23 protein-coding genes and 1 pseudogene are annotated in these 22998 nt (G+C 67.2%); 7 read left to right on the top strand and 17 right to left on the bottom strand.

Features of this window, described 5'->3' with window-relative positions:
• Nucleotides 1–66 precede the first annotated feature (66 nt).
• The 5 genes and pseudogenes from QYM41_RS10595 to QYM41_RS10575 form a co-directional block, all read right to left on the bottom strand.
• Nucleotides 67–2154: a M3 family metallopeptidase gene (locus QYM41_RS10595; RefSeq protein ID WP_368799704.1), complete on the bottom strand. Its 2088-nt coding sequence runs from the start codon at nt 2152–2154 to the stop codon at nt 67–69.
• A gap of 158 nt (nt 2155–2312) precedes the next feature.
• A pseudogene (locus QYM41_RS10590) lies at nt 2313–2474 on the bottom strand (helix-turn-helix domain-containing protein); the annotation flags it as partial.
• A gap of 132 nt (nt 2475–2606) precedes the next feature.
• Nucleotides 2607–3710, bottom strand: a complete 1104-nt coding sequence (locus QYM41_RS10585) for a DUF3644 domain-containing protein (RefSeq protein WP_368799703.1) — start codon at nt 3708–3710, stop codon at nt 2607–2609.
• A gap of 127 nt (nt 3711–3837) precedes the next feature.
• On the bottom strand, nt 3838–4392 hold the full coding sequence (locus tag QYM41_RS10580; RefSeq protein ID WP_368799702.1) for a hypothetical protein: 555 nt from the start codon (nt 4390–4392) through the stop codon (nt 3838–3840).
• 111 nt (nt 4393–4503) lie between these two features.
• Complete coding sequence (locus QYM41_RS10575) at nt 4504–5721, bottom strand: S-layer homology domain-containing protein (RefSeq protein ID WP_368799701.1); 1218 nt, start codon at nt 5719–5721, stop codon at nt 4504–4506.
• Between the two features lie 250 nt (nt 5722–5971).
• Between QYM41_RS10575 and QYM41_RS10570 the strand changes: the two genes are divergently transcribed.
• Nucleotides 5972–6670, top strand: coding sequence for a hypothetical protein (locus QYM41_RS10570; RefSeq protein ID WP_368799700.1), 699 nt, complete (start codon nt 5972–5974; stop codon nt 6668–6670).
• Nucleotides 6671–6794: 124 nt separating this feature from the next.
• Here the strand turns inward: QYM41_RS10570 and QYM41_RS10565 are convergent, their stop codons facing one another.
• The 6 genes from QYM41_RS10565 to QYM41_RS10540 form a co-directional block, all read right to left on the bottom strand.
• Nucleotides 6795–6965 (bottom strand): hypothetical protein, encoded by a 171-nt coding sequence (locus tag QYM41_RS10565; protein ID WP_368799699.1) that lies wholly within the window; start codon nt 6963–6965, stop codon nt 6795–6797.
• 111 nt (nt 6966–7076) lie between these two features.
• The gene (locus QYM41_RS10560) at nt 7077–7316 is read right to left on the bottom strand and encodes a hypothetical protein (protein ID WP_368799698.1); all 240 of its coding nucleotides are present in this window, start codon (nt 7314–7316) and stop codon (nt 7077–7079) included.
• Nucleotides 7317–7510: 194 nt separating this feature from the next.
• The gene (locus QYM41_RS10555; RefSeq protein WP_368799697.1) at nt 7511–8140 is read right to left on the bottom strand and encodes a hypothetical protein; all 630 of its coding nucleotides are present in this window, start codon (nt 8138–8140) and stop codon (nt 7511–7513) included.
• 153 nt (nt 8141–8293) lie between these two features.
• Complete coding sequence (locus QYM41_RS10550; RefSeq protein WP_368799696.1) at nt 8294–8761, bottom strand: hypothetical protein; 468 nt, start codon at nt 8759–8761, stop codon at nt 8294–8296.
• A gap of 190 nt (nt 8762–8951) precedes the next feature.
• Complete coding sequence (locus QYM41_RS10545; protein ID WP_368799695.1) at nt 8952–9398, bottom strand: hypothetical protein; 447 nt, start codon at nt 9396–9398, stop codon at nt 8952–8954.
• A 50-nt stretch (nt 9399–9448) separates the two neighbouring features.
• A complete protein-coding gene (locus tag QYM41_RS10540; protein WP_368799694.1) occupies nt 9449–10003 on the bottom strand; it encodes a hypothetical protein in 555 nt (184 codons plus the stop codon).
• Between the two features lie 362 nt (nt 10004–10365).
• Between QYM41_RS10540 and QYM41_RS10535 the strand changes: the two genes are divergently transcribed.
• Nucleotides 10366–10755, top strand: a complete 390-nt coding sequence (locus tag QYM41_RS10535; protein ID WP_368799693.1) for a hypothetical protein — start codon at nt 10366–10368, stop codon at nt 10753–10755.
• A gap of 128 nt (nt 10756–10883) precedes the next feature.
• Here the strand turns inward: QYM41_RS10535 and QYM41_RS10530 are convergent, their stop codons facing one another.
• Nucleotides 10884–11480 carry a hypothetical protein gene (locus QYM41_RS10530; RefSeq protein ID WP_368799692.1) on the bottom strand — a complete coding sequence of 199 codons (597 nt, stop codon included), beginning with the start codon at nt 11478–11480 and terminating at the stop codon, nt 10884–10886.
• Between the two features lie 346 nt (nt 11481–11826).
• On the bottom strand, nt 11827–12318 hold the full coding sequence (locus QYM41_RS10525) for a hypothetical protein (RefSeq protein WP_368799691.1): 492 nt from the start codon (nt 12316–12318) through the stop codon (nt 11827–11829).
• A 173-nt stretch (nt 12319–12491) separates the two neighbouring features.
• On the opposite strand from QYM41_RS10525, the gene QYM41_RS10520 reads away from it, so the two are divergent.
• Nucleotides 12492–13007, top strand: a complete 516-nt coding sequence (locus QYM41_RS10520) for a putative immunity protein (RefSeq protein WP_368799690.1) — start codon at nt 12492–12494, stop codon at nt 13005–13007.
• A gap of 10 nt (nt 13008–13017) precedes the next feature.
• Here the strand turns inward: QYM41_RS10520 and QYM41_RS10515 are convergent, their stop codons facing one another.
• The 4 genes from QYM41_RS10515 to QYM41_RS10500 all read right to left on the bottom strand — a co-directional run bounded on the left by QYM41_RS10515 (nt 13018) and on the right by QYM41_RS10500 (nt 17601).
• Entirely contained in the window at nt 13018–13515 is a 498-nt protein-coding gene (locus QYM41_RS10515) for a DUF1990 domain-containing protein (RefSeq protein ID WP_368799689.1), read from the bottom strand.
• 84 nt (nt 13516–13599) lie between these two features.
• A complete protein-coding gene (locus QYM41_RS10510; protein WP_368799688.1) occupies nt 13600–14190 on the bottom strand; it encodes a cysteine hydrolase family protein in 591 nt (196 codons plus the stop codon).
• 42 nt (nt 14191–14232) lie between these two features.
• Nucleotides 14233–14736, bottom strand: coding sequence for a DUF6010 family protein (locus QYM41_RS10505; protein ID WP_368799687.1), 504 nt, complete (start codon nt 14734–14736; stop codon nt 14233–14235).
• A 120-nt stretch (nt 14737–14856) separates the two neighbouring features.
• A complete protein-coding gene (locus QYM41_RS10500; protein WP_368799686.1) occupies nt 14857–17601 on the bottom strand; it encodes an AAA family ATPase in 2745 nt (914 codons plus the stop codon).
• A gap of 133 nt (nt 17602–17734) precedes the next feature.
• On the opposite strand from QYM41_RS10500, the gene QYM41_RS10495 reads away from it, so the two are divergent.
• From QYM41_RS10495 to QYM41_RS10480, 4 genes are all read left to right on the top strand, one after another.
• Entirely contained in the window at nt 17735–17977 is a 243-nt protein-coding gene (locus tag QYM41_RS10495; RefSeq protein ID WP_368799685.1) for a heavy-metal-associated domain-containing protein, read from the top strand.
• 47 nt (nt 17978–18024) lie between these two features.
• Entirely contained in the window at nt 18025–18483 is a 459-nt protein-coding gene (locus QYM41_RS10490) for a hypothetical protein (protein WP_368799684.1), read from the top strand.
• A gap of 28 nt (nt 18484–18511) precedes the next feature.
• The gene (locus QYM41_RS10485; protein WP_368799683.1) at nt 18512–21769 is read left to right on the top strand and encodes a heavy metal translocating P-type ATPase; all 3258 of its coding nucleotides are present in this window, start codon (nt 18512–18514) and stop codon (nt 21767–21769) included.
• 304 nt (nt 21770–22073) lie between these two features.
• Nucleotides 22074–22997 carry an ABC transporter ATP-binding protein gene (locus QYM41_RS10480; RefSeq protein ID WP_368799682.1) on the top strand — a complete coding sequence of 308 codons (924 nt, stop codon included), beginning with the start codon at nt 22074–22076 and terminating at the stop codon, nt 22995–22997.
• Nucleotide 22998: the final 1 nt, after the last annotated feature.

The raw sequence follows: 22998 nt of genomic DNA, 5'->3' as shown, positions 1-22998 counted from the left end.
TCGGGCCGTGCTCGTCGGGCCGTGTTCCTCCGGACAGCATCTTCCGGGCGCGGACGCCCGCGCCGCTCAGCCGCGGACGTCCCGGGCGGGTGCCCCGCGCTGCTGGTGGACGAACTCCTCCCGCGGCAGCAGGCCCCGCCGCTCCAGCAGCGCCCCGAGGTGCGGCCGGCGTCCCAGGAGGGCCTCGAAGGCTTCCATCGGGGCGGTCTCGTTGCCCCGCGAGAGCACCTCCTCGGCGAATCGCCGCCCGTTCTCCCGGGTCGGCCCGCCGCGGGACGTGAACCACCGGACCGTGTCCGCGTCGAGGATCTCGGACCAGATGTAGGAGTAGTAACCCGCGGAGTAGCCGCCGGCGAAGATGTGCTTGAAGTAGCCGGTCCGGTAGCGCGGGGCGATGCCGTCCACGTCCAGCCCGGCGCGGGCGAGCACCTCCTGTTCCACGGCCCGCGGGTCCGTCAGCTCGTCCGGGTCCTCGATCCCGTGCCAGGCGAGGTCCAGGTAGGTCGAGGCGAGGTACTCCACGGTCCGGTGGCCCTGCCCGTGCGCGGAGGCCTCCCGCAGGCCCGCCAGGGTCTCCTCCGGGATCGGCTCCCCTGTGCGGTGGTGGCGGGCGTAGTGCCGGAGCACCTCCGGGTGCAGCACCCACATCTCGTGCACCTGGGAGGGGTACTCCACGAAGTCCCGCGGGACCTTCGTGCCGGAGAAGGACGGCAGGTGCACGTCGGAGAGCAGCCCGTGCAGGGCGTGGCCGAACTCGTGGAAGACCGTCACCACCTCGTCCGGGGTCAGCAGCTTGGGCCTGCCCGCCGGCGGGCGGGTGAAGTTCGCGTTGTTGACGACGACGGGGCGCTGGCCGGTCAGCCGGTTCTGGTGCACCAGTGTGCTCATCCAAGCGCCGCCCTGCTTGGTGGGCCGCGTGAACCAGTCGCCCAGGAACAGGCCCACCTCCCGGCCGTCCTCGTCGGTGACCTCCCACACCCGCACCTGCGGCAGGTAGCCGTCCAGGTCGGGACGCTCGGTGAAGACCAGTCCGTAGAGCTCCCGCGCGGTGCGGAAGATCCCGTGCTGCAGCACGGACTCCAGCTCGAAGTACTCCCGCAGCGCGGAGGTGTCCACCGCGTAGCGCTCCCGGCGCAGGCGTTCGGACCAGAACGGCCAGTCCCACGCCTCGATCGGGTGCCCGGCCAGCTGCTCGAGCTCCGCACGTTCCTCGAGGGCGTTGCGCACGGCGGGCCCGGTGATCCGCTCCAGCATCTCGTGCACCGCCTCGAGGGACGGTGCCGTGGCCCCCGCGATGACGTGGTCGCCGTGGCTGCGATAGCCGAGCAGGCCGGCCTGCTCCGCCCGCAGCCGGGCGATCCGGGCGGCCACGGGCAGCAGGTCCGTGCGGCTCTGCGAGCCCTCGCCGCCGTGCTCGCCGGTGCCGCGGTTGACGGCGGCCAGATGGATCCGCCGGCGCAGCGCACGGTCCGTGAGCACCGACAGCACCGGCTGCACGGTGAACAGCGAAGGAGTGAGCAGGTACCGGCCCGGCAGGCCGTTCTCCGCGGCCGCGGAGGCAGCGGCCTCGACGTCCGTGGGGGAGAGCCCGTCCAGCTCCGCGGGGTCGTCGACGACCACGGCGGAGGCGTTCACCTCCCGGAGGAGGTCGTTGCCGTAGCGGATGCTCAGCTCCGAGAGCTCGTCGTTGATCTCCCGGAGCCGCTGCTGATCGTCCAGGGTCAGCTCCGCGCCGGAGTTCGCGAACCAGGACACGTACTCGTCCAGTGCCCGCAGCTGCCACGGCTCCAGGTCGGTGCGGTCCACGCGCCGGACCCGTGCGTACAGCTCCTTGTTGAGCGTGAAGTCCGCCTTGTGCTCCGACAGCCGCGGGGCGAGCTCCTGGTAGATCCGCTGGATGCCCTCGGTGTTGTGGGCGGCGGTCAGCGTGAAGAAGACCGACTCGACACGGTCCAGGGGAAGACCCCCGCGCTCGAGGGCCTCGATGGTGTTGGCGAAGGTGGGCGGGTCCGGGTCGGCCAGGATCGTCCGCACGCACTCGAGGTCCTGGGCCATCGCCGCCTCGAAGGCCGGCAGGAAGTGCTCCTCCTTGATCCGCCCGAAGTCGGGCAGCTCGTAGGGGAGCTGGCTGGGGCGCAGGAGTGGGTTGTCCAAGGGCCGGCTTCTGTTCGTGGTGGGCGGACTGGTGCGATCAAGACTAGCCTCCCCCTGTGACGGCGGTGTCAGCCCGTCGTCCGCGTCGACGAGTCGACGCGGACATCGACGACGCCACGGCAGAACCGCCGGGAAGACCGTGCCGTCCCCCCGGGGCCTCAGTGATCCGGGACCTGACGGCGCGCGGCGATGCTCTCCCGCTGGACCGTGCGGTAGACGGTCGACCGGGCGACACCGAACAGCTCCGCCAGCTTCGCCTGGCTGTGCTCCCCTTGGGCATGCAAGGCCATGAGGTGGCGCCGCTGCAGCGGTGAGAGCTCCGGCTGCCGTCCCCGTAACGTGCATGATCTCTTGCCGCGTTGAGGTCGTTGAGCGCCTCCGCCAGATGCCTCACGTTCCTACACGACGGGCTCCCATCCAGAAACCTGCAGTCCCCCCCTAGGAGAAGTTGCCTAAGCCGCACACCCTGGTTGTGTGCAAGGTGCGATAGGCCCTCTGCGACGCACAGGAGCGTGGCTCGCCCAAACAGCGTCCATGTCAATACCGGTACGGAGGGCATCCCGCATTTTGGTAAAGGCGTTGTCGGAGTAGCGAACGGATTTCTGCGAGCCCAAGGCGAACGCATGAGCACACTTCGCGTCCTCATCAATACCCAGATGCCGCCGCAAAGCCAGTGAGCGTGACGTGGTCAGGCCGAGGTGATTTGCGAGTTCTCGTGCGCTGCGGTGGTATTTCTTGTGCAGGTCGACGACTCGGATGGCAGCGGCGTCAACGGTGTCATCATCCACCAGGTGAACTGGCATGCCAGTTCCGCGAACGAAGCGGACTTCGACCGTCAACCCTTCGCCCTGCAGTGCGGCGCCCACGTCAGAAAGCTTCGGAAATACCTGTTCGGGCGCCTTGCCTTCAGCGATGCCCTTGATCACGCGACGTACGTCAGTGGAACTGATCATGCTGTCAGGATCGACGTGGGCCTCCATCGCCAATAGAGCTCTGATCCGTCCTTCTGCCTCAGCTCGAGCTCGGCGTCCGGGGCGCAGGAGACCGGCAATGTTCTCGTACTCGCGTTGGACAAGAGTGCGGAAGTCTTGCGGAGGTTCCGTGCCGATGGGTAGCACGCGTACTGGGAGGTGGTCGGCCAGTCGCTGGTCAAATACCCGATGCAGTAGATCATCGAACAATGTGACCGCCGCCCGGGTGTGCAGGTAGAGCAAGCCTTCATCGACGATGGAGTACCAATGCTGCTCGTCGTCGCGCAAGGCGTCGATGGCTCGCAACGTCCCGGCCTCCTCGGCTGTCAGCTTGATCGCTGGCAGCATGGCGGCTTCGTGCAGACACCGCTCAAATCCGATGGATCGCCCTGACGTGGGGTCCATTACCCTTACGCGATGTTGGACCAGTCCTGCCTTGAGAAGCATTTCGAATGCGTGCTGCAACTGAAGGAGTACGGCAGTGAGACGGCCTGCTTCATGGGGGCTATTGAACGCCGTTACGGCATTGGTCATCGAGTGAATCGCTTTAGTGCTTAGATGGCGAGCCTCATTGCGTAGTTTCACTCTTCAATGTTCCACTGTCCGGGGTCATTTGCTGAAGCGACGCCCCGGCAAGACTTATCGGACTTGGGGACTGCCCCGGGTTTTCTTGACTCTTGTCAACGGAAGTCGGGGCAGTCCCAAACCTTAATCAGATTGTCCCGGGTGCAGTGTGTATGACCTTGAGGTAGCGCCAGCTGCGCCGGGTCTGACGCACATGCAACAGCGAGTTAATCGTGAGGCCAGCGGCGACCACGCCCCAGGTCGGATCACCCGTGAGGAAGGCGGTGAGGACGAAACCCACGACGGCGCCCGCACCCAACGGGATCCACCCGACTAACTCGCACGCAAGAGCACCCGCCGCCGCTCGCTGCGACGAGTCGGTGGGGAGCACGCCGTTCTCCGCAGTGCTGGCGATTGCGTATTGCTGGGACTTGCGCTCGGACTTCTTCCCGAGACGAGGACGGGGCGCCTGGGTGATCCGCAGGATGCCCCACCCCAACAGGAAGCCCCCGCCCAGCACAGCCATGAAGGCCCAGAACGAGGAATCCTCATTCAACGACCACCACCAAGCCAGCAACGGGAAACATGCCCCCAGCACGACGGCCGCCGGCAGAGCTCGGACCAGCACCTGGCCGACCGTGGGCACGGGGATGCTCTGCTCCGACGGGGCCAGGGCTTCACGACCGCGTACGTGCTTGCCCATGGTCGAACGCTAACCGGGGGCCAGCCCGGAGGCTATGACGCTCAAGTGGGGAGCGACAGGGTCACATCCACGGAGAGCCCAGCGCTGTTGGAGGCATCGGTGCGGTAACGGTTACTTCACGATGCCGTTGCCCCGGTTGACCCCGGAGTAGACCTTCTCGAAGCGGTGCAGCATCGTGAGCATCTCACCGCGGGTGACGGTCGCATTGGGCCGGTAGGTCTTATCCGAGTAGCCGGTAGTGAACCCGTTCTTGGCCATCCAGGAGATCTCCTTATAGAAGGCGGTGCCGGGTTTAGCATCCTTGAACTTCGAGGTCTTCGGCGCGGTGTAGGCCGGGGAGCCGGCCAGCCGGTAGAGGAACGCCGCGGTCTGCCCACGGGTGACCTTCTGGGTGGGGCGGAAGGTGCCGTCGGACCACCCGTTGATGACCCCGATCTGGGTCAACAGGCTGATTTCTACGGAGTGCTGTCGGGTGGCCGGCACGTCCCGGTACTTCGGCCGGATCGAGGGCTCCCAGCGGCGCCAATCGATGTTGAAGTTGTTCTCTGAGTTGAACTTGTTGACGGTGGGGATCTTGCCCCAGCGGGCCAGGGAGACCGCCATCTCCTCGCGGGTAACGGTCTGGGTGTGGCGGATCGTGCCGTCCTTGTTCCCGGTGACGATGCCGTTGGCCGCGGCCCACTGGATGGGCTTGTAGAAGACGTGACTGGTGCCAATGTCGGTGAACACCGAGGGCTTGCCGCACCGGGCGGGCAGGGACTTGTACCGGAAGAGCTCATCGGCGTTGTCCCACTCGGAGATCTTCTTCGTCACCGTCGTGGTCTGCTCCGGGCGGGTGTCGTCCCCGTTGGCGGGCCCGCCGTAGGTCACCTGGAACCGGTCGGTGCCTTCGATGAGCACCGGGGTGCCCACGGCCAGGCAGTCGTAGTCGATCCAGTGATAGGTCCCGCCGTGAAAGTACTTGCGGTAGGAGCCGTACTTCATCGGATAGGCCTTGCCCTTGATCCAGGCGGTGAGTTTCGCGTTCTCCGTCGCGCACCCGGAGAAGTAGGTGATCTCTCCCTTGCCCTGCGGGTTCGGGTGCCCGGCCGGCAGCGGGTCCCAGGGCGGGTCGAAGGCCTCGGTGAAGTGCACGCAGTCGGTACCGGGCATCCAGTAGTTGTCCGGATTCACCACCCACTCCGGGTACTTGTAGTAGGCCAGTGGGTCCGTCAGATCCGGCAACCCGTTCGCTGCCGAGGCGGGGGCGGCCATCCCCACGGTCAGCGCCACGAGGGCCCCTACGGCGACGGTGGCGCGGGAGACGGTCCGGTGAAGCCAAATACGCACGGGCAGGTCCTTCCGGTGACCGGTGATGGGCCCAGCGTCACATGTCAGGTGTGCTTTCGGGAATGTCTCCTTTGTGGGGGCAACACCCCACCTGGATTGCCTAGACGGCTACGCCATCACGATGAGGGTTCCTCTTTTGTGCGTCATGGTTCTCGTGCGGAGTGATCAGTAGCGTCTGAGCATGACCAAGGGGGCGGAAAGGAACGGACGCCAGGCCAGTCCACCGAGACCGTTGCGGCGAGTAGCACTGGTGGTTGCTGCTATCAGCGGTGGCCTCGCCGTTGTGGCTGGTCTGATCACTTGGATCGTCGAGCAGTCAGTTGACCCGATGCATCCGATCGGCAACGTGGGGTGGCTGGCCTTTCCGGCGGGGTCCGTCGCCATTGTGGCACTGGCCGTTTTCGTGGGCGATGCGGTGCTCTCGAGCGTGTCCCCACCGCGAAGACCAGAGATGGCGAGATCGGACCCCACCGGCCCGTCTCGGCCGGCGGGGGCGTTGGGTCCGGCGGTCATGGCTTTTGCCCTATGTCTGCTCGTGGGCGCGCTGAGCGTGATCGCGATGACGGTCTACGACCAAGGTTCCGGGCAGGTCGTGGGCTACGGGGTCTTCCTGTTGCTGTGTGCTGGTGCCTTCCTCTGGGACGCCCTGCGGTTGCGGGGTCCTTCTTCAGCTGTGGAACGCGATGTGCCCGACCATGGACAGCTTGCGCGCAGCGCCGGCCCGGTGGGGGAGGGCCAGGTGCTGCGCTTGTTGGGGCTGGGCTTCACTGGGGTTGGTACTGCTCTGGCGGTGGCCATATTTTGGGTCGCGGCGTTTCTCAATCACTTCTTCTGGTCTGGGGTGAACTTCGGCGCCATTTTCTTCGGAGGATTCGCGCTCTTGGTGGCTGCGGGTGGCTTGACTATTCAAGTCGTCAACGGGCTTCTTCGACTTGCAGGGCACCGGTAGTAGACGTGCGTCACGCCGGTACCCATGCTCGCTAACGGCGTCGCAGTAAGGGTTGGGTTGAGCTGCTGAGAGACCTCGAGGCCGTGCCTGCTCGGCTGCGCTCAGATCAGGTGAGCTGGACGCATCACGTCAGGGAGGACATGAGCATTGACCCGCCGAGCGACACCCCGACGATCACCAGGGCGGCCATCACAAGCTTCGCGTCGCTCCACTGGAACTTGTAGCGCCCGACGAGCACCGTCACGACCAGCAGCACCAGGCAGCCCGCGTTCAAGACGACGAGCACTGTATGCATGTCAATCCCCGTTCCTCTGCGGCGCCCCGGATCGGATCACCTGCGTTCGATAGCTTCAGAGAGCAACCGAACCGACCGTGTGTGAAAGTGGCTTCTTCACGTTGTTCCGCTCTACTTAGGCTGCCGGGGGCTTTCCTTTTGGGCGATGAAGTAAAGAAACATGTTCGGCGGTACCAGGCCGACCACCAGCAGGAAGGACAGAATCATGGCCTCGCCTTCGGTTAAGCCGAAGATAGCCGTGAGAAAACCGAAGACGGCTATAACCACTAGCCCAATGATTATGGACACGTTCCGCATCGTGCGGTGCTTCGAGCCGCTCCCAGCTACGCCTTCTGGTGTGTTGGTCCCCATGCGACCCAGCCAATCACGTACCGTTGCAACGGCAAACCCCGTTGGATGTCAGAGCACTGAATGTCCCCCGAACTGGGTGGGTCTAGTGCAAGCGCATCCCAAGCGGGACTGCTGGAGCTCCGATCGACTGCTGGATTTGTGGTGTAGCCATAGCGGTTCCGAATGTGCTCCGGCTTGTTGTCCCGCATCTCTGCTCAGTGGGCCTTGCGCGGGGTTTCGTCTTGACGTCGGATGAGCTGGCGTCTCATCATCATGGCGAAGATCAGGAAGATCACCCCGAAGGGGATCAGGAAGCCCGCGCCGATCAGGTTGCCGGCCACGGCCAGTGCGATGGCGCCGGCGATGGCCAGGAGGCCGATGGTCATCAGACCGGCGATGCCACGCTTCCAGGTCCGGTGTTGGGCTTCGCTGAACGCCACGACGTGGTCTTCCTCGCTGCCTTCGACCACGAAGAGCTGCAGGAGAAAGGTGATCACCAGCAACGACGGAACTGCGGTCATCACCTGCGGCTGCGGAAGGCTGAGGGCCCCCACCATCAGGACGGCGAGGAATGCCACCATCACGGCCGCGAATCCGTACCGCCACTGTCGGCGAGTGAGCACCAGGGTTTTGCCGTGGCTGCGGGGTCCGCGCAGCAGCCACGCCCCGACCGCGATGGCCGCCGCCCCGGAGACGGCCGCGAACCAAGCCACCCAGCGGTCCTCGCCCGTGGTGCCGAGCAGGTAGGGCCAGTTCGTCACGACGGACATCAGGCCCATCCCGATGGCCAAGAGCCCGCACAACAGCTGTACCTGCTTGGTGCGCCAGCCTGTGGTTGCGCCCATGATGTTTCTCCTTCCGCTGTCGTGGTGAAACAGCACTCGATCTCCGGGGTCAGTGTCCGGGGACACGTCCTGCGCATCGTTTGTCCGCTGCATGCGAGGAGACGCCCCTCGACGTAGCCAGGACTGTCTGCGCTTTCGGGCAGCGCTAGCTAGCTAGAGCAGCGCTCGAGTCAGGGAAGCCGCCAACGCCACGGCCATCAGGGCGGTGGCCCAGGGCAGGGCTCGTTGGAAGGCGTCACGGTACATCTCAGGGGTTTCTCCGTGTTCTCGGGATCCGCCCGTCACGGCGAACATCGTGTTCGTGGCATACCGCAGGTACCAATCCCACTTCCGGACCACCAGGAACCAGAGCACCGCGATGGTGAAGAAGCCCACCATCATCCACTGGCCGACCGGCTCCTGATCGACGCCGAAGGGGGCCAGCAAGGCCATCAGGGGGAAGGCGGTGGCGAGCACGATCAACGGCCAGAACGCTGCGAAGTTCACGCTGCGCTGCGGCCGGATTTCCGGGTCGCTCACCAGACGCTGGGCCAGGAAGCGATGGCCGTACATCAATACCGAGCACACGACGATCAGCGCGAAGAAGGAGACCACGATGGTGATCTCACTGGTGTTCTGCATGCTTTCCCCTGTCCGTATGCCCCTGTTGCGCAGGCGCTGCGCCGCTACCTCTGCCTACCAGGCGGAGACAGCCTCCCACTAGACACACATTTGCAACTGCACGCACGGATTGGTGGGGTTGCCGGGGACTGGCGCTCCCTGGCCTGGATCCAGCCCTCATTCCTGCGTCTCGGGGATGGGGTGAAGTTCCCTAGAAGCGGCGGCCGGTGCGGCGGAAATACAGGGCGTCGACGACGACGAAGACCGATCCGAGGAACGTCAATCCGCATCCGAGCAGGAAGATGGCGTCCGGGAGAATGGGCACCCCCGTCGGATATTGGCGGCGGGAGACCTCCATGAGCACGAACATGGCCAGGGCGACACCGGCACTGGCCCCGGTGAGGGTCAGTGCAAACACGCGAAAGGACCCGATCAGATCCCTCAGGAAAGCTGTGGCGGCGCGTTTCCTAGCCCCCGGGTTCCCGGATAAGTGCCGCCCCTGTCCCAGGGCCCAGAGGAACACCACGGCGCCCATCAGCAGGACAGCGCCTGTGACGATGAAGAGTCCTGTCTGGCCGTAGACGTAGACGCCCATCGCGATGACACCCAGCGCGCCGACGACCAGGAGGCCCGCGTAGACGAAGGCAACAGCTCGCATCAGCAGCCTCCTCGAAGTAGGTCCTCCGCTACAGCCCACTGGGCTAGTGCTCAGGTGATGTGCTGGTCACGGGCCGTGTGCTGTTCGATCGCGCCGAGCAGCGTGCGCAGGTCCTTGGCGCCCTGTCCGTAGTCGACCATCGTCGTGCCCAGGCGGGGTTCGCACCGCGCTTCGATCTCGGTGCGGGTCGGTTCGAGCGGGTGGAAGCGGAGCGTGATCCGCTCGCCCCAGCTCTTCATGTTCATCCGGGCCGTCAACTGCGCCTCTACGCCGGACAGCTCCACTAGGGTGAACCGCGGCAACTCCTCGACGGCCTCCCGGAGGCTGCGCATCACCTGCTCCACCGGCACGCCCACCTCGAGCCGGCCCTCGCTGCGGGCACCTTGGGAGGTGATTGCGTAGGCGTCGTCCGGGGCGGAGGTCCTCCGCCCACCGAGCACGCCGATGACCACGCCGAACCCCACAGGAATCACCACCCACAGGGCCAATGCCCACCAGGGCCTCCCTACCCAGATACCGACTACCAGGAGAACCAACGCCGCCGGGAGGAACCACAGCAGTGCCGACCACCGGAAGCGCGAAGGCGGAACGTTGGTCTCCTGCATGGTGCCCTCCACAGTGTTGGCCGTCCCGGCGCTGCAGACCAGGATCGATGTGCAACCCCGCGCGTGGATTCTGTCCGAAGCCCGTGCCGGGTGTCTCCTGCTTATCAACGAGGGCGGTCGACTGCCAGACACACATGTGCGATCACAACCAGTGGCCGGCCAGAGGGATTCTTCGCTAGGGATCCCTTGCTCCGGCCAAGGAGGTTGCAGTAAGGGTTGGATCGTACGCGCTGCTACCGGGGTCTTTGGAGAGCGTCCGTAGTCTCTGTGGCACACAAGAGGGGATCGAGCAGAGTGGAACTGGCGTGTGAGGATACGACTACCCGCGCCATGAGCAGCAGCAGACCAGCAGAACGAAAGAAATGCAGATGTCGTCCAATGGGCTAGCTCGCTTGATGATCGGTGTCTTTGGCGTTCTACTCATTGCGTTTACGGTCTTCGACTCCCCAGACGCTGTTTGGTCGCTCGTCCCCATTGTTTTCATCATCCTGGCTCTGCTGCTCGCCCTGCGGGGGCGAAAACTCACCTGGGGACCGAAGTCGCCGAAGACTCAACGGATCATCTACACGACGGTCTTCGTGGTGGGAGCGATCCTTGCCATGCTCCTCCCCGAAGTCGTCGGAGGAGAAGGTATCTCTGGGTCCATCCTCGCTGTCACGGCGATCGCTGCAGCGGTCATCGGAGCCATCAGCTGGCACACCTATCGGCCCCAGGGACAAGAATCAGAGGACAGCGGCAAAAAGATCCCCTGACGCTCGAACTACCCAGCCTGTCCGAGCGGACACGGGCTCGTGCCGGGGCACAACGCACAGGGTGTCGAGCACCAATCTGTGCAGTGGGGGTTCGACCAGCGATGGCGTCGGTGGCGCCGCGGTTGAGGTTAGCAAGGGAGGTAGTGGCAAGATCGCGGATCCCCCATGGGTCGCGAGGTAGCGCGCTTCCGGGCCAGAGCTCCGACGGCCCCCATCACCACCAGGCACATGCCGACCATGGACGGCATGAGGGCCCGGCCATCACTGATCCACAGGACCAGAGCCACGATGTCGGCCAGCAACGCCGTGGCCATCCCGGTCACCAGCAGCGCCAATCCGGCGCCCTGAGGCACAGAGGTGGTGTCCCGGCGGCGCAGGACCAGGCCCACGACCAGGGTGAGCGCCACGGTGATCAAGCCGGCCCAGAAGATCTCCGCGCCTTGGGGGAACATGTCCACTGTGATTGGTGGCTCGCCTGGCCTCGGCGCGGGATAGTGGCACTGAAGCGTCGGCGGAAAAAACGACCAGTCCCCGCCTCCCATCGTGTCCGGGATGTTGTCCACCCCTGAGGGTGGCGAGATGCAGGGATAGTTCCGGCCCTCATGAATCAGGGCGATGAACAGCAGATAGTTGTAGCCCAGGATCAGCAAGGACCCCGCGGCGATGACCTGATTGAGGACGCCCCACTCCAGCCCAGTGCGCGGCACGGGCGTGTGCTGCTCCATCGGCCCCGGGGAAACGGGTTGCCGGGGCATGCTCATGGGAGCACCGCGATAACCCTGGTGGCATTACTGAGTCGAGAAACTTTCATCACGAGGACACATTGTCTTGGCCTCGAAATGGCGGCTCCTGAAGTCAGTGTTGTGTTGGTCGGATTCTCTCACGCAAATCCACCGTCCGGCCCGGCGACCCGATCTCTCTGATCGTCAGGCAAACGCACCCCCTGCCCTCCGACCGCAACACCGTGTCCAGACGGAACCGGGAAACAGTCCACCAATGCACCGCCTGGCGCGTGGCGGTAGGGGTCCCTATGACTGGTCCGGTTTCCTTCGCTGGACCGGAGTCGTCAACTCACTCGCCAGTCCGGTCGGCCGGTTGCGGTGCTGGCGCCTCCTGGAGCGCCCGGTCTTCCAGTACGCGACCATGCCGGGCCTCCATCTGCCCGGCAATGAAGGCGAAGGTGCCGACGACGGGTCCGAAGACGGTCAGCTCGTCCCCGCCGTTCAGGGCGATCGCTATCCCGACGAACCAGAACCACGCGCCCGCCACCCACAGGAAGGCCCGGCTCAGCTGCCCGTGACGGCGGTAGCCCAGCCGCGGACGCTGGGGCAGCGGCTCGGTCTCCTCACGGAGGTGTTTTCGGTGCTCGTGGCGCAGCACCAGGGCGAAGGCCGTTGCGCCGACGACTCCCACGACCGTGTTGGGCAACCAGTACCCCGCTGGCGCCCCGAGCCACTCCAGGGCAGGGCCGATGTGAACGGCGATCACCAAACCGACGACCACGACCGCGCCGGCCAGGGCCCGCCGCAGCCACCGGTACTGCCGCCAGCTCCGCAGTTTCATCTCACCTCTCCCGACCCATCGTGGGTTCACCGTAGCCACAGCCGTCCCATCGTGTCCGTCCGCACACATGGGGGGAAACCTGACCAGGACCGCGGTCGAGGGGTCAGACTTGAGCTGGGATGTGCGCGCCTGCAGGTCCTTCATTCACACCCGTGCCTATGGAGTTGCCGACCATGATCCTCCCGAAGGTCCGCGATTCCCGGCTTATCACGATCCGCCGCGGTGGCACCTTGACGGACAACGACCACCACCTGCTGGCGCTGTGGGCGGCCTCCTGCGCTGAGCACGTCCTGCCCCTTTTCGAGTCGGCTCACCCGGGCGATCTGCGCCCGCGCGCAGCCATCGACCATGTCCGCGCCTGGGTTCGTGGGGAACTCACAATGATGGAATCCCGTGCGGCTGGAGGCCATGCCATGGCCGCGGCCCGGGACAAACAAGGAGCAGCTCGGCACGCCGCCTACGCCGCCGGGCAGGCCGGTGCGGTGGCGCACGTGGCCGCCCATGAGCTCGGCGCGGCCGCCTACGCGATCAAGGCCGCACGAGCCGCCGCCGTGGACGGTGAGGCCGAGGCCGCCGGCCGAGCGGAATGCCGGTGGCAGCGGGAGCAACTCCCCGAGAGCATTCGCCACCTGGTGCTCGAGGACCAGCGATTGCGCAACGACATCTGCTGGCGGGTCTTCGACTGCTGAGCAAACGGGACTACAGGGCGTGGAGGTAGCGCCGGGTGTATCGCTGCTGCAGGCGCCGGCTGATCGGCGCCAGGGTTCGGGACCACCACGTGCCCGGCCGGGAGAAGGCGGTGATGGTGAACACGACGGCGTCGTCCTCGCGCCATTCGACGCAAAACCTTTCCTCGCCCTGCTCGGGGTGGCCCTGCAGGGTCCCGTAGGCGAAGCCGCACCGGCGCTCTTCCTCCACCACGTAGACCACCTGGCAGCCGAAGGAGATCCGCAGCACGTGCCGGCCCAGGCGCAGACGGACGCGGCTGCCCGGCTCGACGCGGGCTGTGGTGGCCTCGACGGCCAGGCCGGCCGCTCGGTGCATCTGCCAGCTCATCAATCGATCGGCGGCGCGGTGGAACGTCGACTTCCCGTGACCGATGACACGCTGGACCCGCACATGGGTGTATCCGTCGGGCGGGTGCCCAGCCGTGGCGCCGATCTCCGGGTAGCTCAGTGGGCGGTCGAGCAGAGTCATAGTGCTCACTATGCCAAGGGGGTGCTTTACATATGGCGGATTAGGGGCGGGCCGCGTTGCGGCGAAGGCCCACAGCGGGCGGTGTTAGGTGCGGTGGGGTGCGGGGAGAAGGTCGGCAGTGGTGACGATGGTGGCGAACTCTTGGTGCAGGTTCACTGCGGTCATGTAGGCGATGTCCTCCGCGGGCACCACGGTGCCGTCTGGTGCGGATCGGTCGAAGGTGTAGGTCGCATCGAGGGGGAACAGCACCTGGTAGCCCAGGTTGCTCCCGACTCGGGCGGTGGTCTCGCAACAGTGGTTGGTGGTGATTCCGCAGACCACGATGGCTTCCACCACGTTGTCCTGGAGCCAGGTGTGCAGGTCGGGGGTGCCGTGGAAGCTGGAGTTCACGCTTTTGCGCACGAGCAGGTCGGGGGCGCCGGTGAGGATGTCCTGGAAGTCGTTGCCGGGCTGGCCCGGGGACAGCGGGGAACCGGCCGTGGTGGAGTCGTGCCGGATGAACACCACCGGCTGTGAGGTGGACCGCCACTGGGCCAGCAGAGCGGCGATATTGGCCTCGGCGTCCGGGTTGTTCCTGGGCCCCCACCAGGTGGTGTCCGCGAAACCGGTCTGGACGTCGACGATGATCAGCGCGGTCTTGAGCCGGCTGATCAGTTGCTGGGCTGTCTCGCTCACGGGTCCTTCTCCTGATTCTGAAACTGACAGTCTGAGGTTCTCCTACTGTGCAGGGTGGCGCTGCAGATGTCCCTGGTGTGCGGGCGTCGTCACTGGACGGCGGCTTCGGAACCGGGTCGTGCCGGTGGTGGTGTAGGCCATGAGCACGTACAGGGCCACCGCCCAGTCATAGGTCAGACACGAGACGGCGTAGGCTTCCGGGGCGAAGGAGTGCCCGGGGCCCCAGAGGTGCAGGAGGATGTCCCAGAAGGGATGGAGGGCCCAGCCGACGGCGAGCCAATAGGGGGAGCGGCGCAGGCCCAGCACGGCGAAGGTGGCGAGGACCCCGGTCTGGGCGATCTCGAGGGTCACCCACCCCGTTCCGGCGCCGGCGGTGACGGCGAAGCCGACGTAGAACCCGCCGGCGGCCACCAGGACCACGGCCAGCAGGGCCCTACTGGCAATGTCGCGCCAATATCGGGAGAGCAGGAACGCCACGAGCGCCAGGATGGCACCATTGAGGGCTCCACCCAGCAGGTAGTTGATGAGCAGTGATGAGGTGGCCATGGCGGTGGTCCTTCCTATGTGGTGCTGGGATCCCGGCCGGGACGCCCAGCTGGTGCCTGAGGGGCACGGCATCAGGGTAGGAAGGAACCACCGGGGCTCACACCGGCGAAACCACCGGGTTCAGGCAGTGCTGGGTGCGGGGGTGCTGGCGTCGAGGTGTTGGCGCATGAGCTGGGCCCGGCTGGAGATCTGTAGCTTGGCGAAGACGTTGCGCAGATGGAAGTCGATGGTGCGAGGGCTGAGGAACAGCTGGGCGGCGGCCTCGCGGTTGGTCATGCCCTGTTGGATGAGGGTGGCGACTTGGAGTTCTTGAGGGGTGAGGGCCACCGCGGTGGAAGGGTCGCGCCGGCGGGCCGTGCGCCCCGAAGCACGCAACTCCTGGGCGGCGCGTTCTTCCCAGCGGGAAGCACCGAGGTCGGTGAACGTTTCCAGGGCCGCCTGTAGGTGGGGGCGGGCGTCGACCCTGCGGCGCGCGCGCCGCAGGAACTCGCCGTAGGCCAGCTGGGTGCGGGCCTTGTCGATTGCGCGCGATGAGTTTCGGTGGTGTTCCAGGGCCGTTCGGTAGCACTTCTCCGCTTCCGGCCCGTCGGTGAGCAGGGCTTGTCCGTGCAGGGTTACGGCGGCCGCCCAGGCGGTGCCGGTCGCCTCGGCGAATGCTTCAAGGTCCTCGACCCAAGCCTGGGCCAGTTCACGGTGGCCGGTGCGAGCAGCGGCCTCGATGCGGTCGATTGCGGCGTGCCGGCGCGTCACCGGGTTCTGTAGCTGAGCGAGATGGTGGTGGGCGGCCTCGGGTTGTGCGGCAGTGACGGCTCGGGCCCACAGCAGGAGGTCGTGCACCATGCCGCCCAGGGTGCCCAGCGGGTGATGGCCGGCGACGTGTTCGGCTGCCGCCAAGTGCTGCAGGTATGTCTGCTCGCCCTGCAGCCCGTCGAGCAGGGCGAGCAGGGCCAGCGGCATGGCGGTCAATCCGGGTTGTCCGATGCCTTGGGCTAGGTGCAGGGCCTCGAAGGCCCCGGCGCGGGCACCGGACCAGTTGCCGGTCACGTAGTCGATGGTGCTGCGCCGGGTGAGAGCGTAGAGCACCATCACCGGGGCACCGGAATTCCGGGCCCGCGACAGCAACAGGTCGTGATACTGGAAAGCGGCTCGGTCCTCGCCCAGGTGCAGGGCTGCGATGCCCAGGTTGGGCAGCAGGTCCTGGTCGGCGTCCTCCAGGGAGGCCCCGTCGGCGAAGGCGGCCCGCAGGGCAGGTGCGGCCTGGGCAATGTCAACGTCGACGAGGTGATCGAAACCGACCAGCAGGTGCCAGAAGCAGCGTTGCCGGGCCGTGGATGATTCGTCAGGTGCGGTGACCACCGCGGTAGGGCGTGGTTCCCTGGCAGCGCTTGGATCGAAGGAAGCCAGAGCGGCGGCGAACATTCCCATTTCCAGGGCGCGGACCGGATCGGCGGCGGCGACCTGCTGGGCGCCGTGCAGAACCATCCGTCGACCTTGGGACAGGGATCCGGTGTTCCACTCGATCCGTGCCAACAGGAGTGCGGCGTCGGCCCGCACTGTGGCCTCAGGTGTCAGATCCGCTGCGGTGCCGGCCAAGGTCCGGGCACGGGGAATCTGGCCGGCCAACCATGCGCTTTGGGCGGCTTGCTGCAGGAACTGGGCTTCGTGCTCTACCTGGTCCGTCAACTCTGCTGCGCGTTCCCAGGCGGCACTGGCGGCTTCGTGTCCACCGCGGGTGCGGGAGCGGTGGGCCACTTCATCCAGCTGAGCAGCCACATCGAGGTCGGGTCCCTGGGCAGCGGCGGCCAGGTGCCACACCCGCCGCTCGACGGCGTCCTCACCCGTCAAGGCCTCGGCCAGGGCTTGGTGTGCTCGGCGGCGGCGGTAGTCGGTGGCGGCCCCGTAGACGGCGGATCGCACCAGGGGGTGGCGCAACTCCACTTGGCCGTTGACGATCCGCAGCAGATCGGAGGATTCCGCGACGTCGAGGGCGGCTTCCCCGGCCCCCAGCACCCGGGCCGCCCGACGGACGGTGGCCAGATGGCCGGTGTCGTCAGCGGCGGCCACCAGCAACAGGGTCTGCGCCGGTTCCGGGAGGCGCCGGTAGCGGTCCAGGAAAGCTCGTTCCACCCCGGTGGTCAACGGCAAGGTACGGGGCAGCCGGGCTGTACCGGCCAACTGCTCCGGGGTGAGAACTCGGGCAAGTTCTGCGAGGGCCAGGGGGTTGCCGCCGGTGCCGGCCACCAGCTCCCGCACCACCTCGGTCGGCACCCTGACTCCGGACTGTTCCTCCAGCAGCGCGGCAGCGGCCGCATCGTCGACTCCGGACAAGGAGAGCTCGGACAGGTCCCCGCTGTCAAAACGGCGCTCGTCCCCGTCTCGGGCCCCGAACAGCAGCGCGATGCGTTCTGCGTCCACGCGGCGGGCTACGAACAACAATGCGGCTGCGGAGACCTCGTCGAGCCACTGGGCGTCATCGATGATCGCCAGCACCGGGGTGTGCTCGGCGGCCTCTGCCAGCAGGCTCAGCGCGGCGAGGAAGACCAGGAACCGATCCACGCCCTCCGTGACAACCTGCCCGAACGCGGCCCGCAACGCGTGTACCTGGGGAGCGGGTAGTTGCTCGAGATACGGCATGAGGGGGTGCAGCAGGCGGTGCAGAGCGGCGAACGCCAGAGGGGATTCGGACTCGATGCCCTGGGTGCGCAGCACCCGCATCCCGTCCACGTCGGCGGCGACGCATCGCAGCAGGAACGACTTGCCCACTCCTGCTGTACCCCGCACCACCAGGGCGCCACCCTGCGAGGCCCGGGCCTGCTCAAGCAGCTCCGTGATGACAGTGCGTTCCTGCTGTCGTCCCTGGATCACGGCGGCAGTCTACTGACGCCTGGGGCCACGAACCCGGTGATTTCACCGGTCCGAACCACTGTGACCCCCACGCAAGCTCAGTTCACCGGCCGCCGATGGCCGAGTCCTTTCCGCACTGTCTGCAGGAGAAGCCATGACCGACCCCGCCCCGACCAGTCCCGCGACCCAGCATGCGGTCCGCGCCACTTATCAGGTCGCCGGCATGTCCTGCGGGCACTGCCGCGCCGCCGTCATCGAGGAGATCAGTGCTCTGACCGGCGTGGGCGAGGTCGACGTCGATCTGCCCACCGGGCACATGACGGTCCTCAGCGACCGACCCCTGCCCCGCAGCGCCGTCGCCGCCGCCCTCGACGAGGCCGGATGCACCCTCCTGTGACCCCGTCCCGCTGCTCATACCCACACCCACAATCCGAAGGAAACGCCATGAGCACCACCCGCACCGCCACCGCCGTGTCCACCGCCCGATACCGGCGTGCCCGGGCCTTCACCGGCCACTACCTGGAGATGGTGATCGCCATGGTCGTGGGCATGATCGCCCTCGGCCCCGTCTGGTCCTGGGTCTTGGAGCGAATCGGTGCCACCGAGCTGTTTTCCCGCCCGGACCTGGCCGCGATTGTGATGGCCACCGACATGACGATCGCCATGTCGGCCTGGATGCGTTTCCGCGGGCACGGCTGGGCGCCGATCACCGAGATGGCAGCGGCGATGTACCTGCCCTTCATTCTCCTGTTCGTGCCCCTGTGGGCGGGACTCATTTCGGCGGCCACCCTGATGGTCGCCGGGCACCTGCTGATGTTGCTCGCCATGGCCGGGGTCATGCTGCTGCGCGTCCAGGAGTACACCCACGCCCACCACACTCACCATGTCGCGCAGCAGGCCTGAGAAGGCCTGCCCAGCGGAAGGAATGACCATGAGCACCCAGACCCTGACCGAATGCATCCTTGAGGTCGGCGGCATGACGTGTGCCTCCTGCGTGCGGCGGGTGGAAAAGGCCCTGACCAAGCTCGAAGGGGTCAGTACTGCGCACGTGAACCTGGCCGCCGAGACCGCCGCGGTCGCCTTCGACCCCGACACGGTCCGGCTGAAAGACCTCACCACCGCACTGGAGGCGGCCGGCTACACCGGCCGGCCACGAGGGACCGGCCGGACACAGGGGACGAGCCCGACACCGGCACCGCCCACCGCAGTGTCCCCGACCGGCACGGACGACCGCGAGATCAAGCAGGACGCCGAACTGATCACCCTGCGGCGCAAGTGGCAAGTGGCCCTCACGGCCGGCCTGGGTCTGATGGTGCTGATGTACGTGCCGCTGCCCATCGACGCCATGGACAGGGTGATGCCAGGACTGCTGGTGGTGGCCACCGTCGTGCACTTCTGGGCCGGGCGCGGCATCTACGCTGCCGCCTGGGCCGCGGCCCGCCACGGCACCACCACGATGAACACCCTGGTGGCTCTCGGCACCGGGGTCGCCTACGGATACAGCGCCTTCGTCACCTTGTGGCCCGGTGCCGCCGAATCCTGGGGGCTGCCCCTGCATGTTTACTACGAGACGTCCCTGGTCATCCTGGCCCTGGTGCTAATGGGTCGGTGGCTGGAGGGCCGGGCGAAGAAGCGCACCGCCGCCGCGATCCGGGCACTGACCGACCTGGCACCGCCCACCGCCCGCGTCATCCGCGACGGCGTCGAGCTGGACGTGCCGGTGGAGCACGTCGTGGTGGGTGACCTGGTGCGGGTGCGCCCTGGGGAGAAGATCCCGGTCGACGGCACCGTCCTCGAGGGGGCCTCCAGCGTGGAGGAGAGCATGCTCACCGGCGAGAGCGTCCCGGTGGACAAGGCGGTCGGGGACACCGTCATCGGCGCCACCATCAACCGCACCGGAACCCTCGTGGTGACAGTGACGGCCGTGGGTGCGGACACCACCCTGGCCCAGATCGTCCGTCTCGTCGAGGACGCCCAGGGCTCACACGTTCCGATGCAACGGCTCGCCGACGCCGTCTCGGCCTGGTTCGTCCCCGCCGTCCTGCTCATCGCCGCGGTCACTTTCACCGCCTGGGCCCTCTTCGGGCCTGAGGAGACCCGCATGACCCTGGCCATCACCACCGCCATCGCAGTGCTGATCATCGCCTGTCCCTGCGCGCTGGGTCTGGCCACCCCCACCGCTGTCATGGTCGGCACCGGCAAGGCTGCCGAACTGGGGATCCTCATCGGCAACGGGGAAGCCCTCGAGCAGGCCCGCCGGGTCAGTGCGATCGTGCTCGACAAGACCGGCACCATCACCACCGGCCGCCCCGCCCTCACCGGCATCACCACGGCCGGGGAATGGGCACCGGATCAGATCCTGGCCCTGGTCGCGGCCGCGGAATTGGGCAGCGAACACCCCCTGGGGGAGGCCCTCGTCACCGCCGCCTGGGAGGCCAGGCTGGAACTGCCGCCCGTACAGGACTTCGAGGCTCTGCCCGGCCACGGCCTCCGCGCCGTCGTGGACGATCACACGGTGTTGATCGGCAACCCTGCCCTGATGGCCGCCCATGGGGTGGACATCGCGGGCCTGGCCACCGCGGCCACCACCGCGGCCCGGACCGGGGCCACCCCGGTCTTCGCCGCCGTGGACGGGACGGCCGCGGCGCTGCTGGCTGTGGCCGACACCGTGCGCCCCGAAGCCGTCGAAGCCGTCGCCCAGCTGAAGGCCTTGGGGCTTCAGGTATGGATGGTCACCGGCGACAACGCCGACACCGCCAATACAGTGGCCGCGACGGTGGGCATCGACCACGTCCTGGCCGAGGTGCTGCCCGCCCAGAAGGCCGAGCGGATCGCGGCACTGCAGGCCCAGGGACAGATCGTGGCCATGGCCGGTGACGGCATCAACGACGCCCCGGCCCTGGCCCGGGCCGACCTGGGCATCGCGATCGGCACCGGCACCGATGTGGCCATCGCCGCCTCCGACATCACCCTGATCGGCGGTGACCTCTCCGGCATCGTCTCGGCCATCGCCCTGTCACGGCGCACCGTCGCGACGATCAAGCAGGGCCTGTTCTGGGCCTTCGCCTACAACGCCCTGCTCATCCCCGTGGCCGCCGGCGCCCTGTACCCGGCCACGGGCCTGCTGCTGGACCCGATCCTGGCCTCGGCGGCGATGGCCATGAGCTCGGTCAGCGTCATCACCAACGCTCTACGCCTGCGCGGATTCACCCGCCCGATCGGGGTGCAGGAGATCTTGCACCCGCCGCTGCGCACGCGGGTTGGTCACTACGCCTACCTGACCGGCGTCGCCGGGCTGGCCCTGGTCATTGGGGCTGCTCTGACCGCGCTGAGCTACAGCGAGCCCGCCCAGCGGGGCATGAACGGGGTGCTGGCCTGGGCCCAGTCCACCGGCATGCCTATGCGTCCGGCCATGAGCACCATGATGACCACCGAGACCGCCCCGGTCCCCGCCGACGAAGCGGAGGTCGACGTCCGCCTCCACGTCCCCGGCGACGTCCGTCCCGGGCAACCTGCCCGGGTTCTGGTCAGCCTCACCGACGCCGTCACCGGGGCGCCGGTGGCGGGCCTGGGGCGGAGCCACGAGGTCTGGATGCACCTGATCGTCACCCGGACGGATCTGGGGACCTTCGCCCATCTGCACCCCGAGCCCACCGGGGAACCCGGGCAGCTGGCGGTGGATGTGACGTTCCCGAGTGCCGGCACCTACCGGATGGACACCGAGTTCCGCCGTCAAGGGCAGATGACCGACGTCCACGACACCCAGCAGATCGTCATCGACGGCACCGCCCCGGCCCCGGTGGAACTCGCTCCGAGCCCACGGACCCAGACCGTCGACGGTGTGCGCATCACCCTGACCGGCGACGCCCGGGTGGGGGAGACGAGTGAGCTGCGCTTCGCCTTCGCCGACGCCGCCACCGGGCAACCTCTCGAGGACTTGCAGCCCTATCTCGCCGCTGCCGGGCATGTCGTCGTCATGGACGCCGCCGGTCACAGCTTCGCCCACGAGCACGCCGAGGTTGAGGACGAGAACGGCGAGCCCGTCTTCGCCCTGCCCGGTCAGCAGTACGGGCCCCACTTGGAGGTGCACACCCACTTCGAGGAGCCCGGCCTGCACCAACTGTGGGGCCAGTTCCGCCTCGCTGACGGCCGGGTGCTCACCGTGCCCTTCACCGTCGACGCCGACTGACAGCCCTCCGACAGAGCGCCGACCGGGACACCGCACGAAGCCGCTCCGCAGCCGAGTCATGCCGGACGGCTCCTGCTGTGGAGAAACGTGAGTGCTCCCCGCTCGGACACCTGGCCGCCCGTCATCGCATCCCGGCGATTTCACCGGCGCGAGCCGCCGTCCCGGTATCAGAACCTGGATCCCAAGCAACAGCACCAACTGCCTCTCCGAGCCGCTGCCGCACACCGCACCGACACCGCGGCGCCCACCTCGATCCGACGGCACTGACAACGACACACCTCGCACCCGCTGAAAGGACACCCCGATGATCCAGGCACAGCACCTGACCAAACGCTATGGCGCCAAGACCGCCGTGGACGACGTCTCCTTCACCGTCCACCCCGGGCGGGTCACCGGTTTCCTGGGCCCCAATGGAGCCGGCAAGTCCACCACCATGCGCATGATCCTGGGGCTGGACCGACCCAGCAGCGGGTCCGTCAGCGTCAACGGCAAGCCATACGCGCAGCACCGAGCCCCGGTGCACCAGATCGGGGCCCTGCTCGACGCCAAGGCCGTGCACCCCAGCCGCAGCGCCGACGACCACCTGCGCGCCATGGCCGCCACCCACGGGATTCCCAGGACGAGGGTGCAGGAGGTCATCGACCTCACCGGCCTCGGGCCCGTCGCCCACAAGCGGGTCGGAGGCTTCTCCCTCGGCATGGGCCAACGCCTGGGCATCGCCGCAGCCCTGCTGGGGGACCCCCAGACGATCATCCTCGACGAGCCGGTCAATGGTCTGGACCCCGAAGGCGTGCTGTGGGTGCGCAATCTCACCCGGCGGCTGGCCGCCGAGGGCCGCACGGTGTTCCTGTCCTCGCACCTGATGTCCGAGATGGCCCAGACCGCCGACCACCTCATCGTCATCGGTCGCGGCCGACTCATCGCCGACGCCCCGATGCGCGAGATCCTCGACGGCGGCAGCCACGCACGGATCCGGGTGCGCGCCGAGGAACCGGCCAGACTGGCAGACCTGCTCACCAGCGCCGGCGGGCACGTCACGACCGGTTCCACCGACGCCCTCGAGACGACAGGGCTGACCACCCGGCAGATCGCCCGCATCGCCCTGGACCACCAGATGCTCGTCCACGAACTCGTCCCGTCGCAGATCTCCCTGGAGGACGCCTACATGGAACTGACCAAGGACGACGTCGAATACCACTCCCTCGAACTCGCCACCGAAGGACGATGAC

This window comes from Kocuria oxytropis, assembly GCF_040981195.1.
GTDB classification, from domain to species: domain Bacteria; phylum Actinomycetota; class Actinomycetes; order Actinomycetales; family Micrococcaceae; genus Kocuria; species Kocuria oxytropis.
Note: the sequence above shows the minus strand (reverse complement) of the source record. Positions and strands in the feature narration are given on the sequence as shown.

Excerpts from the sequence above, each read along its gene's own strand:
- QYM41_RS10520 (WP_368799690.1), top strand. The coding sequence starts at position 12,492 with ATGATCCTCCCGAAGGTCCGCGATTCCCGGCTTATCACGATCCGCCGC.
- QYM41_RS10545 (WP_368799695.1), bottom strand. The coding sequence starts at position 9,398 with ATGCGAGCTGTTGCCTTCGTCTACGCGGGCCTCCTGGTCGTCGGCGCG.
- QYM41_RS10505 (WP_368799687.1), bottom strand. The coding sequence starts at position 14,736 with ATGGCCACCTCATCACTGCTCATCAACTACCTGCTGGGTGGAGCCCTC.
- QYM41_RS10565 (WP_368799699.1), bottom strand. The coding sequence starts at position 6,965 with ATGCATACAGTGCTCGTCGTCTTGAACGCGGGCTGCCTGGTGCTGCTG.
- QYM41_RS10560 (WP_368799698.1), bottom strand. The coding sequence starts at position 7,316 with ATGGGGACCAACACACCAGAAGGCGTAGCTGGGAGCGGCTCGAAGCAC.
- QYM41_RS10530 (WP_368799692.1), bottom strand. The coding sequence starts at position 11,480 with ATGGAGCAGCACACGCCCGTGCCGCGCACTGGGCTGGAGTGGGGCGTC.
- QYM41_RS10525 (WP_368799691.1), bottom strand. The coding sequence starts at position 12,318 with ATGAAACTGCGGAGCTGGCGGCAGTACCGGTGGCTGCGGCGGGCCCTG.
- QYM41_RS10515 (WP_368799689.1), bottom strand. The coding sequence starts at position 13,515 with ATGACTCTGCTCGACCGCCCACTGAGCTACCCGGAGATCGGCGCCACG.
- QYM41_RS10580 (WP_368799702.1), bottom strand. The coding sequence starts at position 4,392 with ATGGGCAAGCACGTACGCGGTCGTGAAGCCCTGGCCCCGTCGGAGCAG.
- QYM41_RS10555 (WP_368799697.1), bottom strand. The coding sequence starts at position 8,140 with ATGGGCGCAACCACAGGCTGGCGCACCAAGCAGGTACAGCTGTTGTGC.
- QYM41_RS10485 (WP_368799683.1), top strand. The coding sequence starts at position 18,512 with ATGAGCACCCAGACCCTGACCGAATGCATCCTTGAGGTCGGCGGCATG.
- QYM41_RS10540 (WP_368799694.1), bottom strand. The coding sequence starts at position 10,003 with ATGCAGGAGACCAACGTTCCGCCTTCGCGCTTCCGGTGGTCGGCACTG.
- QYM41_RS10480 (WP_368799682.1), top strand. The coding sequence starts at position 22,074 with ATGATCCAGGCACAGCACCTGACCAAACGCTATGGCGCCAAGACCGCC.
- QYM41_RS10535 (WP_368799693.1), top strand. The coding sequence starts at position 10,366 with ATGCAGATGTCGTCCAATGGGCTAGCTCGCTTGATGATCGGTGTCTTT.
- QYM41_RS10490 (WP_368799684.1), top strand. The coding sequence starts at position 18,025 with ATGAGCACCACCCGCACCGCCACCGCCGTGTCCACCGCCCGATACCGG.
- QYM41_RS10550 (WP_368799696.1), bottom strand. The coding sequence starts at position 8,761 with ATGCAGAACACCAGTGAGATCACCATCGTGGTCTCCTTCTTCGCGCTG.
- QYM41_RS10495 (WP_368799685.1), top strand. The coding sequence starts at position 17,735 with ATGACCGACCCCGCCCCGACCAGTCCCGCGACCCAGCATGCGGTCCGC.